Here is an 11,832-nt window from a genome sequence, read left to right as displayed (position 1 = left end):
ATTATTTTTGCCCAAAACGAGGGTTTACATGCACAACAATACATCGCATACAACAAGCGACGAAATTCTTTTTTATCAGATACAACAGGGAAATGAAGACGCATTTGAAGCGCTGTTTCTCCGGCACTATCCCGCCTTGTGCGCTTACGCCAAGCTGTTTGTGGAACCGGACGACGGACAGGAGATTGTATCGGATGTAATGGTCTGGCTTTGGGAAAATAAAGAGATGCAGGCATTTGAAACTTCTTTGAAAAGTTACTTGTTCAAAGCTGTTAAAAATCGTTGCCTGACTCTTATCAATCGGAACGAAGTCAAACAAAGAATCGAAAAGATGATTTTCGACAATCTCCAATCACAGTATGATGATCCCGATTTCTACGTCATGCAAGAATTAACCGAGAAAATAGAAGAAGCTTTGGCACGACTCCCGGAAAATATCCGCGAAGCATTCGAGCTCAATCGTTTCCAGAATCTGACCTACAACGAAATAGCCGAACGCTTAGGAGTATCTCCCAAAACGATAGATTACCGGATTCAGCAGGCACTGAAACAACTGCGCATCGATCTGAAAGATTATCTGCCCGTCCTGCTATCCTTCCTGCTGCGTTAAAACAGCGGAGCATTCAGCAAATACTATACAGAAGTCCGGTAGGGTAAAGTAAACCAAAAAAGAGAGCCTTTACCAACCTCGGAGGTAACCCCGATCTCACCTCCCAGTTTTTCAATAATCATCCGGCTGATAGATAGTCCCAGCCCGGTACCTTGTATAAAAGGATTATATTTGACAAAACGTTCAAACACATGCTCACACTGTTCGGTAGACATGCCACAGCCTGTATCAGACACATAAAAATATAATGTTGCGGCATCTTTCAACCGATATCCCATCCGTATCTCCCCTCCGGAAGTGAACTTAATCGCATTGGTCAACAAATTAATAATGACTTGTGTCAGCCGATTCTTATCAGTATATAAAATACATTGGGGCAATTGTTCGTCAAAAGTTAGAACGAGTTCTTCCGATTTGATACGCAGTTTACCCACTTGTTCTATCTCCGACATCATTTGATTGACATCCGCACGGGTTATATGAAAATCATACATTCCGGACTCGATCTTCGACATGTCCAGAATATCGCTGATCAGTTGAAGCAGAAGATCTGTATTGGTTTCAATGATATCGGCATATTCTTTCATCTCTTCTTTATCTTCTACCTGCGAAAGCAGGTTTGAAAAACCGACAATAGCATTCAGAGGGGTACGTATTTCATGACTCATATTCGCAAGAAAAGCTGATTTTAATTGATTAGCCTCCTCCGCTTTCAGACGTGCCTCTTCCAGGCGTTGATGAGTTTTCTTAAGAATATGAATATAAAAGCCAATGGCACCTGCTACCAGAAGCACAACAAATACCGTTAGTAAAATCTCCTTTTTATACTGCTCAAAGAAACTCATAGGAAGATTGACATATACAGCCCCTTCCGGATAAAGCGAAACAGGGATTTGGTAGGACTGCAAAGCCGGATAACAAAGATAAGCGGCCGGCTCACCCCCTAATGCAGACGGAATTTCGCGGGGTTGCTCTCCTTTCAACACACGTTCAATCAGTTGCAATAATGAATCTCCGAATGCCTCCACCGATACATAATACCCTCCCGCAAATGTGTTATTGGATAAATCCTCAGCAGCCAGCAAAAACAGGGGAGAGTGCACAAATCGGGTAATAATCTCTTGAATATGATCAAACAAATAGTTATTGTCGTCTTGGTTATGCGATTCAAACCACGAATAATAAATCAATCCGGTGTTTTTATCATATCCGCTCAAAGTATCGAGCAGCATTTCAGTAGAAATATTTTTGGTTGACAACTGCTCCAGACTCAGCTCCGGGAAGTATCTGCCCACAGCCTGACTGACATCACCACGAACTGCCTCACTGATATATCGGTCATCGGATATAAAAGCAACTCGTTTCATCCCGGGCATCACTTGCCGCATCAGTTCGATAGTCTCTTTTACATAATACGTTTGCCCCAATGTAGTCACATTATATCCTTTGCGCCATTCTTTAGCCGGAACGGTATTGGTATCAGTCAACGGTTCGTGAGACAGCAAAACATCAAGTGTTGCCGGCAAGCGGTCCCGGGCATTAGTAATGATGACCGGCACATCTCTCCATTCATCATCAAAAAGCTCCCGACAGACAATCCATCCCGGGTCACCTATAAAAACAACCAATCGAGGAGGTATATCATGCTTTCGACGTAACTGTTCTACAATTGCAGTTGCCTCTTTACGGCTACAAAGGGCTGGTACAGACAGAGATTCAGCCGTTACGGCAACATCTTCCTTCTGCAATTCCTGATGTACATACCAATATATACTTTTTGCCCAGGGAAGATTAAAGTTAATAGAATTCAGAAACAACACATCTCCACCGGACCTGTCCTTGTGAGCCGATAGCCGACAGTTCATTCCTCCCAACAGAATCAGAAGGAAACAGAAATATCTGAATTGCATTTGTTTCATTTGTAACGGTCGATTGCTAAAATCGGTGACAAAGGTATCATTATTATTCGTATACAGAAAAAGGCACCCTATTATTTTAGAGTGCCCTTTTATATTTATCTTCTAAAAAGATCTTCTTACGCGTTTCTCAGAGATGCAATACTCTCTTTGAGCGATTTAATGATACTTTCGGCATCAGCCTGTTTCTTGCGTTCCATTTCAATAACGGCAGCCGGCGCATTACTCACGAATTTCTCATTGCTGAGTTTCTTCAAAACGCCCTGCAAGAAGCCCTCTTTATGTTTCAGTTCGGCTTCCATACGTGCTATCTCAGCTTCCACATCGATCATATTACCCAAGGGGACTGCAAACTCAGTCGTTCCGATCATGAATGAAGAAGCTCCGTCAGCTTTTACATCCACTACCTGAATAGCAGACAAGTTACACATTTTAAAGATAACAGGGTTCATTTTCTCTACCGGGTTTACTCCTACCACTTGTAACTCAAGCGGTTCTTTCATTGCAATATTCTTTTGCAAACGGATGGCACGCACACTACTGATTATCTCTTTAGCCGTTTCAAATTGTTTCAAAAACTCCTCGTTCACTTCTCCGACTTCTGCCAACGGTTCTACCATCAGACTTGCCCCCGGCTCACGCTCACGCAACTGCTGCCACAATTCTTCCGTAATAAATGGCATGAAAGGATGGAGCATAGCCAACAGACGTTCGAAAGCACTCAAAGTCATTGAATAGATAAATCCGTTTACAGGTTGTCCATAAGCAGGTTTCACGATTTCGAGCAACCATGAAGAAAATTCATCCCAGAACAGTTTATAAATCAGCATCAACGCTTCGCTCAAACGGTACTTGCTGAATAAATCGGCTACCTCAACTGCGGCAGCATCCAGTCTTTGGTCAAACCATTGTACAGCCAGGTGTGCATCCGCCGGAATATCGATTGTTCCCATTCCATTCTCCCAACCTTTCACCAGTCGGAAAGCATTCCATATTTTATTGCAGAAATTACGTCCCTGTTCGCAAAGTGCATCATCAAAAAGAATGTCGTTTCCGGCAGGAGCCGAAAGCATCATCCCCATACGTACACCATCTGCTCCGTATTTCTCTATCAACTCCAACGGATCCGGTGAGTTGCCGAGCGACTTGGACATTTTACGTCCCAATTTGTCGCGGACAATACCCGTAAAATATACATTTTTAAACGGCATTTTACCTTCATACTCATAGCCTGCCATAATCATGCGAGCCACCCAAAAGAAGATAATATCCGGACCGGTCACCAGGTCACTGGTAGGATAGTAATAGTTAATTTCTTCGTTACCCGGATTATTGATGCCATCGAACAAAGAAATAGGCCACAGCCAAGAAGAGAACCAAGTATCCAGACAATCTTCATCCTGACGAAGGTCAGCCATTGTCAGATGATCGTTGCCTGTTTTTTCTTTAGCCAGTTTCAATGCTTCTTCGTCAGTAACGGCTACTACATATCCGCCTTCCGGAAGGAAGTAAGCCGGGATGCGGTGTCCCCACCACAACTGACGACTGATACACCAGTCTTTGATGTTCTCCATCCAATGACGATAAGTATTTTTATATTTGGCAGGATAAAACTTAATCTCATCCTTCATCACCGGCTCAAGGGCAATCTGAGCCAAATGCTCCATCTTAAGGAACCACTGCATAGAGAGTTTAGGCTCTATCACTACATTGGTACGTTCAGAATAGCCGACTTTATTGGTATATGCCTCCGTCTTTTCAAGTAATCCGGCGGCTTCAAGATCTTTCTCAATCTGTTTGCGAACTTCAAAACGGTCCATACCGATATACATACCGGCAGCTTCGCTGATAGTCCCGTTATCATTGAAAATATCAATACTTGGCAAGTTATACTTCTCACCCAGCATATAGTCATTCACGTCATGTGCCGGAGTCACTTTCAGACATCCTGTACCGAATTCGATATCTACATAATCATCCTCAATCACCGGGATGACACGGCCTACCAGCGGAACAATAACCTTCTTACCTTTCAGGTGCTGATTTTTCGGGTCATTCGGATTGATACACATAGCGGTATCGCCCATAATCGTCTCCGGACGAGTAGTCGCAACAACGGCATAACTGTCTTCACCCTCTACCTTATATCTCAGATAATACAGCTTTCCATGCTCCTCTTTGTAAATCACCTCCTCGTCAGACAAAGCTGTCAATGCCTTCGGGTCCCAGTTTACCATACGCACGCCACGGTAAATAAGTCCCTTCTTGTAAAGGTCTACAAATACTTTCAGCACACTTTCGCTACGCTTTTCGTCCATAGTAAAAGCAGTACGGTCCCAGTCACAGGATGCCCCCAACTTACGGAGCTGTTTCAGGATAATCCCACCATGTTCATCTGTCCATGCCCAAGCATGCTTCAGAAACTCGTCACGAGTCAGATCAGTCTTTTTAATACCCTGTGCAGCCAACTTATTCACCACCTTTGCTTCGGTAGCGATAGAGGCATGGTCGGTTCCCGGCACCCAACAAGCATTCTTGCCTTCCATACGTGCACGACGAACGAGGATATCCTGAATGGTATTATTAAGCATGTGTCCCATATGCAGCACACCGGTGACGTTAGGCGGCGGAATAACGATGGTGTAAGGTTCACGTCCATCGGGTTTCGAACTGAATAATTTATGGTCCAGCCAATACTGATACCACTTTCCCTCCACGTCAGCAGGGCTGTACTTACTTGCTAATTCCATGTTGTATATATCTATTTTATTAGTTTATTGCGAAAGATTGGCGCAAAATTAATAAAAATAAGTAGAATATAGGGACAGGAATATGTACTTTTGTTCCTCGAAAGAAAGAAGTAGCAATGAAAAGCAAAAAGCGAGTCATACGGTACTCTGTTTTAGGAACTTTAATTATCCTTGTCTGGGTCACTCAGGCGATCCCGGCAATGGGGGAAGGATATGCACGCTCGGTCTATCCTGTTATCTCGTACGTCCTGTCCGGTTTTTCCAATTTCTTTCCTTTTGCTTTGGGTGACCTGTTCATAGCATTCAGTATTACAGGGATTATTCTTTATCCGGTATACGCACGCATCCGCCAAAAGTTAAGTTGGAAAACAATCCTGAGAAGGGATACGGAATATCTGGCATGGATCTATGTATGGTTTTACCTGGCATGGGGACTCAACTATTCGCAAAGAAACTTCTACGAGCGTACAGGGATACCATATATTACCTATACTCCGGAAAATTTTGACCACTTTGTAAACCAATACATCTATTTACTGAATGAATCATACGTTCCCATAACCCGGATCGACAAGGAAACCATCTGTAAAGAGGCAGTCAGCCAGTACAGTCTGATCAGTGACAGTCTCGGCGTACACCATCCTCCACACTCCATGCCACAGGTCAAAACAATGTTGTTCACTCCACTTATTTCAATGGTAGGAGTAACAGGAAGCATGGGACCGTTTTTCTGTGAGTTCACGCTGAATGGTGACTTGTTACCTCCACAATATCCGGCAACCTATACGCATGAACTGGCCCACTTATTGGGTATAACCAGTGAAGCGGAAGCCAACTTTTACGCCTATCAGGTCTGCACACGTTCTACAAATAGAGAAATCCGCTTTAGCGGTTACTTCTCTATCCTGGGACATGTGCTTGCTAATGCCCGCAGATTGATGACAGAAAATGAATACCGGGAATTATTCAGTCGGATACGTCCGGAAATCATCGAACTCGCCCGGAAGGATCAAGAGTATTGGATGGCTAAATATAGCCCGTTGATAGGTGATATTCAAGATTGGATATATGACTTATATCTGAAAGGAAACAAAATAGAAAGCGGACGGAAAAACTATTCGGAAGTCATCGGTCTGCTGATTTCATACAACGAATGGAAAAAAGAATCAAATAAAGAATAAACATGCATACAAGAGAAGAACAGATGGAAGCCTTCGGGCGCTTCCTGGATATACTCGACGAACTTCGGGTAAAATGTCCCTGGGATCGCAAACAGACCAACGAAAGTCTGCGCCCCAATACTATCGAAGAGACTTACGAATTGTGCGACGCATTGATGCGCGATGACAAAAAAGATATTTGTAAAGAGTTGGGAGATGTATTGCTGCACGTGGCCTTTTATGCAAAAATAGGCTCAGAAACCGGTGATTTCGACATGAAAGATGTTTGTGACAAACTCTGCGAAAAACTGATTTTCCGCCATCCACATGTTTTCGGAGAAGTAAAAGCCGACACAGCCGGACAAGTATCCGAAAACTGGGAACAGCTGAAACTAAAAGAAAAGGACGGAAATAAAACTGTATTAAGCGGAGTCCCTACTGCCCTACCCTCACTTATCAAAGCTTACCGGATGCAGGACAAAGCACGTAATGTAGGATTCGATTGGGAAGAAAAAGAGCAAGTCTGGGAAAAAGTCAAAGAAGAAATTGCAGAATTTCAGGTAGAAATAGCCCATATGGACAAAGATAAGGCGGAAGCCGAATTCGGTGATGTCATGTTCAGCCTCATCAACGCTGCCCGTCTCTACAAGATCAACCCGGACAATGCCTTAGAACGTACAAACCAAAAATTCATCCGCCGATTCAACTATCTGGAAGAACACACCATTAAGGAAGGCAAAAACCTGAAAGAGATGTCTCTCGCAGAAATGGATGCAATCTGGGATGAAGCCAAAAAGAAAGGACTGTAAAAAGTCCTCTCTCCTCTAAAAGGATAATACCAAAATTCCACTGCAAACTAACGGATTGCGCAGAGTATGTAATTGACGGATCAATAAATATCCCCAATTAGTGTTTATCTGTGCAATCCGTTAAGTCTGTGGTAAATTCTCCCGCTCTTGCAGGAAAGCAATTTTTCATTCTATTTTTTCTTTCCTTTGTTATCACGAACCCCTTTCAACAACTCTCGGTGAAAACGCATTTCCGCTCGCTGTATCAGATAAATTTTCTTACACGGAAGTATCTTTTTAAACTTCTCAAAATAAGTTTTATCCAGACGGTCTGAAGCAATACGGGCATCGTATACCCCTTCCAATATTTCTCCATATTGTGCGTCAGTGGTTTTATCATCTTTGCCACTACGAAGCAACTTCCAGGCCTCGTCATTCAGTTGTTTTTTCCGGTCCTGTAATTCAAAGTAAACCGGGAAGAACTTTGCTGCCTCTTCCTTAGTCAAACCGGCTTTTTCTGTTATAAATGCTCGTTGTTTGGCCCTGAATTCTTCGGGTGACAAATGTTGGTTAGGATCTCCCATGGCATTCAGTGCCGGGATACAACTACAAACTATAATCAATAGAATAATCAGTTTCTTCATTTTGCTTTATTAAATCAGTTTAGTTTACTTATTCAGCTGTAGCATCACTGAGATAGACGTACAAAGAGTAATCGTCCAGCATCGAGCGATCCAGTGCTACATCAATATATTCATCCGAAACAACTTCGGTTCCTGCATCATTTGCAGTCAGTTGATCATCCACCGTTGCCGGCTGGTGATTTGAAGAAGCCACACGGATAATCAATGCAGCTCCTATAAACATAGCCGCCATATAGAATAAAGGTTTCACCCTAGTCCACATTGTGGGTTGCTTCACTTCTTCAAAAGCAGGCTTCTCTTTTTCCGGAAGTTTACCCATCACCTCTGAAGTCAAGTTTTCAAAGTATCCCTCAGGTACTTTAAAGGAATTCTCCCTCCCCACTTTCTTCAATATGTTATCTTCTTCTTTCATACGTTCTTCTCCTCTCTTCTTCTTAGACATTATGCATATTAAAAGGTTTAATCAGCCTCCTCCAAAAACTTCTCGATTTTTTTCACGGCATGGTGATAAGAAGCTTTCAGAGCCCCCACCGAAGTGCCGAATATCTCCGACATCTCTTCATATTTCATTTCCTGATAATATTTCAGGTTGAACACCATCCGTTGCTTTTCAGGAAGGGTCAGCAATGCCTTCTGAAGCAATAACTCTGCCCGATCCCCCGAGAAGTAAGGATCGCTCTCCAGTTTCTGAGTCACGTCGGCCTCCGGATCGTCAATGGCAATTGTATTCATAGCCCGTTGTTTATTCAGGAAAGTGATACATTCGTTCAGGGCAATACGGTAAAGCCAGGTAGACAGCTTTGCCTCAGCCCGGAAATAGTCAATGTTTATCCATGCCTTAATGAAAGTATTTTGAAGAAGGTCATTGGCATCGTCATGTGAAAGTACCATCCGCCTGATCTGCCAGTATAATTGTTCGCTATACTGCGAAACGATCTGCTCAAATCCCTGCTTCTGTGTCCTCTCATCCTGAAGGAGTGCCAAAACCTCTCGTTCATTATAAGGGTTCATAGGTTCGTTTGTAATTCGTATATGTTATTTTAGACAATTCTATTCAACAAAGGTTTAATCGATCTCCCGAAATTAAAGACTTATACACAAGTTTTCTTTTGCAAGTATAGTATCCGGAAAGATAGCCGAAGCTTCTTTCAGCAAAACATTTTCATCTTCGTAGCGGGCAGAGAAATGACCGATCACTAATCGCCGTACACCAGCTTCCACAGCTATCCGGCCGGCTTGGGCGGCTGTAGTATGGTACGTTTCTTTAGCACGTGCCAGTTCCGATTCGGCAAATGTAGCCTCATGAAAAAGCAAGTCAACACCTGAGATCTGTTCCGCAATCTCCCGCCGGAAAATCGTATCCGAGCAATAGGCATACCGTCTGGGAGGATCCGAGGGGCGGGTCAAGCGCACATTAGCAATCACTTCTCCTTCCGGAGTTATGTAGTCTGCACCGTTCTTTATCCGATTCAGTTCATAGACCGGTACTTTATAGAAATCGATCATATCACGGATAATATGGTTCGGCCGGGTCTTTTCCGCAAACAAAAAGCCACAACAGGGAATACGGTGCTGGAGCGGGATGGTGGTGACTGTCATCGAACGGTCTTCATAAATCACCGACGCTTGTCTGGTGTCAAATTCATGGAAAATGACTTTATATGCCAACGTATGGCAAAAGAAATTAAGCATAGGAGCCAATAACTCCTCCAATCCTTTTGGAGAATGGATATGTAACTCTGCCGTGCGCCCCAATAACCCGAAAGTGGAAATAAGCCCCATCAATCCGAAGCAATGATCACCATGCAGATGCGAAATGAAGATATGGTTCAGCCGCGAAAATTTCAACCGCGACTTACGCAATTGCATCTGTGCCCCTTCTCCGCAATCGATCATAAAAAGTTTATCACGCAAGTTGACTACCTGCGAAGTGGCAAAATGCCGGGTAGTAGGCAATGCGGACCCACAACCCAATATATGTAATTCAAATTTTTCCATCTTTCAAACTGTATTTGCAAAGATAGACAATTAAAGTTCAGCGCAATGATTCAACATACAAAAAAATGAAGGGTATCCCATTGAATGAGATACCCTTCTATATCAATCTATGAAAGATTTGAATTACTTCTTACCTTCCAGCTGTTCTTTCAAAGCAGCCAAAGCATCGATATCACCCAAAGTAGTAGAAGCAGCCTGATTTTGGATAGCAGGAGTTTCTTCTCTCTTAGAAGATTTCTTTGCGTTAGAAGCAGCTTTCTTCTCAGCTCTTTCTTCCGCCTTGGCAACATCTTCGAAAATGCGGCTATGAGATAGGATGATTCTCTTAGCGTCTTTGTTGAACTCGATTACTTTGAATTCCAGTTTCTCGTCCATCTGAGCCTGTGAACCGTCTTCTTTAACGAGGTGTTTCGGAGTAGCGAAACCTTCAACGCCGTAAGGAAGAGCAACTACAGCACCCTTATCCAACATTTCGATGATTGTACCTTCATGTACAGAACCTACAGTAAATACTGTTTCAAATACATCCCAAGGATTTTCCTCAAGTTGTTTGTGACCAAGGCTCAGACGACGGTTTTCTTTATCGATTTCCAGTACCTGAACTTCAATATCAGCACCAATCTGAGTAAATTCTGACGGGTGTTTAACCTTCTTAGTCCAAGACAGGTCAGAGATGTGGATCAATCCGTCAACACCTTCTTCGATTTCTACGAATACACCGAAGTTAGTGAAGTTACGAACCTTAGCAGTATGTTTAGAACCTACAGGATATTTTTCTTCGATAGTTTCCCAAGGATCTTGTTTCAGTTGTTTGATACCCAAAGACATCTTACGTTCTTCACGATCCAGAGTCAGAACTACAGCTTCTACTTCGTCACCGACTTTCATGAAGTCCTGTGCAGAACGCAGGTGCTGTGACCATGACATTTCTGATACGTGGATCAGACCTTCAACACCCGGAGCGATTTCGATAAATGCACCGTAGTCAGCCATAACCACTACTTTACCTTTCACTTTGTCACCTACCTGGAGGTTCGGATCCAAAGCATCCCATGGGTGCGGAGTCAGTTGTTTCAGACCCAAAGCGATACGTTTCTTCTCGTCATCAAAGTCGAGGATAACTACGTTCAACTTCTGATCCAGCTCAACCACTTCCTTCGGATCGCTTACGCGGCCCCAAGACAGGTCAGTGATGTGGATCAATCCGTCTACGCCACCGAGGTCAATAAATACACCATAAGATGTGATATTCTTAACGGTTCCTTCAAGAACTTGTCCTTTTTCAAGTTTACCGATAATTTCTTTCTTCTGTTGTTCCAGTTCAGCTTCGATAAGAGCTTTGTGAGAAACAACCACGTTTTTGAATTCCTGGTTGATTTTAACAACTTTGAATTCCATTGTTTTGCCAACGAATACATCGTAGTCGCGGATCGGTTTCACGTCGATCTGAGAACCCGGCAAGAATGCTTCGATACCGAATACGTCAACAATCATACCACCCTTAGTGCGGCACTTGATGTAACCCTTGATAATTTCTTCATTTTCCAGAGCAGCATTAACGCGATCCCAAGAACGGGTAGCGCGGGCTTTTCTGTGAGACAGAACCAACTGTCCTTTTTTGTCTTCCTGGTTTTCGATGTATACTTCTACAGTGTCACCTACTTTCAGATCAGGATTGTAGCGGAATTCATTCAAAGGAATGATACCGTCTGATTTGTAACCGATGTTCACAACAACTTCACGTTTGTTCATTGCGATTACAGTTCCGTCAACAACCTCACGGTCATTTACTTTGTTAAGCGTACCGTCGTAAGCTTTTTCAAGTTCTTCGTGGCTGGCACCAGCGAAGCTCTCGCCGTTTTCATACGCATCCCAGTTGAAGTCTTCAATAGGAGCAACGTTCTTTAAGTTTTCCATTAATAATTAATTGTTTAGTAATTCTTTAATTAAATAAGACATTATATTG

At 43.1% G+C, this 11,832-nt stretch carries 10 protein-coding genes; 3 read left to right on the top strand and 7 right to left on the bottom strand.

Translation table 11 applies throughout. The features are described 5' to 3' along the window. The first annotated feature begins 28 nt into the window (after window positions 1–28). The gene (locus QK890_RS15990; RefSeq protein WP_032539651.1) at window positions 29–610 is read left to right on the top strand and encodes an RNA polymerase sigma-70 factor; all 582 of its coding nucleotides are present in this window, start codon (window positions 29–31) and stop codon (window positions 608–610) included. A gap of 23 nt (window positions 611–633) precedes the next feature. On the opposite strand, the gene QK890_RS15985 is transcribed toward QK890_RS15990, so the two are convergent. Next, on the bottom strand, window positions 634–2,529 hold the full coding sequence (locus tag QK890_RS15985) for an ATP-binding protein (RefSeq protein ID WP_367627456.1): 1,896 nt from the start codon (window positions 2,527–2,529) through the stop codon (window positions 634–636). A 116-nt stretch (window positions 2,530–2,645) separates the two neighbouring features. Continuing rightward, the gene (locus QK890_RS15980; protein ID WP_032531809.1) at window positions 2,646–5,276 is read right to left on the bottom strand and encodes a valine--tRNA ligase; all 2,631 of its coding nucleotides are present in this window, start codon (window positions 5,274–5,276) and stop codon (window positions 2,646–2,648) included. Window positions 5,277–5,392: 116 nt separating this feature from the next. Here QK890_RS15980 and QK890_RS15975 point away from each other — a divergent pair, with 116 nt between their 5' ends. Together QK890_RS15975 and mazG are read left to right on the top strand one after the other, a co-directional pair. Further along, complete coding sequence (locus QK890_RS15975) at window positions 5,393–6,457, top strand: DUF3810 domain-containing protein (protein ID WP_032531808.1); 1,065 nt, start codon at window positions 5,393–5,395, stop codon at window positions 6,455–6,457. A gap of 2 nt (window positions 6,458–6,459) precedes the next feature. After that, the gene (mazG, locus tag QK890_RS15970; protein WP_005775787.1) at window positions 6,460–7,245 is read left to right on the top strand and encodes a nucleoside triphosphate pyrophosphohydrolase; all 786 of its coding nucleotides are present in this window, start codon (window positions 6,460–6,462) and stop codon (window positions 7,243–7,245) included. Between the two features lie 170 nt (window positions 7,246–7,415). On the opposite strand, the gene QK890_RS15965 is transcribed toward mazG, so the two are convergent. The 5 genes from QK890_RS15965 to rpsA all read right to left on the bottom strand — a co-directional run bounded on the left by QK890_RS15965 (window position 7,416) and on the right by rpsA (window position 11,783). Continuing rightward, window positions 7,416–7,868 (bottom strand): hypothetical protein, encoded by a 453-nt coding sequence (locus tag QK890_RS15965; protein WP_005775786.1) that lies wholly within the window; start codon window positions 7,866–7,868, stop codon window positions 7,416–7,418. A 28-nt stretch (window positions 7,869–7,896) separates the two neighbouring features. Beyond that, on the bottom strand, window positions 7,897–8,310 hold the full coding sequence (locus tag QK890_RS15960) for a hypothetical protein (protein ID WP_005810006.1): 414 nt from the start codon (window positions 8,308–8,310) through the stop codon (window positions 7,897–7,899). A 17-nt stretch (window positions 8,311–8,327) separates the two neighbouring features. Further along, window positions 8,328–8,879, bottom strand: coding sequence for an RNA polymerase sigma factor (locus QK890_RS15955; RefSeq protein WP_005810008.1), 552 nt, complete (start codon window positions 8,877–8,879; stop codon window positions 8,328–8,330). A gap of 72 nt (window positions 8,880–8,951) precedes the next feature. Beyond that, window positions 8,952–9,866: a ribonuclease Z gene (locus tag QK890_RS15950; RefSeq protein WP_032539653.1), complete on the bottom strand. Its 915-nt coding sequence runs from the start codon at window positions 9,864–9,866 to the stop codon at window positions 8,952–8,954. A 123-nt stretch (window positions 9,867–9,989) separates the two neighbouring features. Then, window positions 9,990–11,783, bottom strand: coding sequence for a 30S ribosomal protein S1 (gene rpsA, locus QK890_RS15945; RefSeq protein WP_005775782.1), 1,794 nt, complete (start codon window positions 11,781–11,783; stop codon window positions 9,990–9,992). Between the last annotated feature and the right edge of the window lie 49 nt (window positions 11,784–11,832).

Origin of the sequence: Bacteroides sp. NGMCC 1.200775 (assembly GCF_040798045.1) — a bacterium.
Lineage (GTDB): Bacteria > Bacteroidota > Bacteroidia > Bacteroidales > Bacteroidaceae > Bacteroides > Bacteroides hominis.
This window is presented reverse-complemented; position numbering and strand designations above follow the sequence as displayed.

Excerpts from the sequence above, each read along its gene's own strand:
- QK890_RS15990 (WP_032539651.1), top strand. The coding sequence starts at position 29 with ATGCACAACAATACATCGCATACAACAAGCGACGAAATTCTTTTTTAT.
- QK890_RS15985 (WP_367627456.1), bottom strand. The coding sequence starts at position 2,529 with ATGAAACAAATGCAATTCAGATATTTCTGTTTCCTTCTGATTCTGTTG.
- QK890_RS15980 (WP_032531809.1), bottom strand. The coding sequence starts at position 5,276 with ATGGAATTAGCAAGTAAGTACAGCCCTGCTGACGTGGAGGGAAAGTGG.
- QK890_RS15975 (WP_032531808.1), top strand. The coding sequence starts at position 5,393 with ATGAAAAGCAAAAAGCGAGTCATACGGTACTCTGTTTTAGGAACTTTA.
- mazG (WP_005775787.1), top strand. The coding sequence starts at position 6,460 with ATGCATACAAGAGAAGAACAGATGGAAGCCTTCGGGCGCTTCCTGGAT.
- QK890_RS15965 (WP_005775786.1), bottom strand. The coding sequence starts at position 7,868 with ATGAAGAAACTGATTATTCTATTGATTATAGTTTGTAGTTGTATCCCG.
- QK890_RS15960 (WP_005810006.1), bottom strand. The coding sequence starts at position 8,310 with ATGTCTAAGAAGAAGAGAGGAGAAGAACGTATGAAAGAAGAAGATAAC.
- QK890_RS15955 (WP_005810008.1), bottom strand. The coding sequence starts at position 8,879 with ATGAACCCTTATAATGAACGAGAGGTTTTGGCACTCCTTCAGGATGAG.
- QK890_RS15950 (WP_032539653.1), bottom strand. The coding sequence starts at position 9,866 with ATGGAAAAATTTGAATTACATATATTGGGTTGTGGGTCCGCATTGCCT.
- rpsA (WP_005775782.1), bottom strand. The coding sequence starts at position 11,783 with ATGGAAAACTTAAAGAACGTTGCTCCTATTGAAGACTTCAACTGGGAT.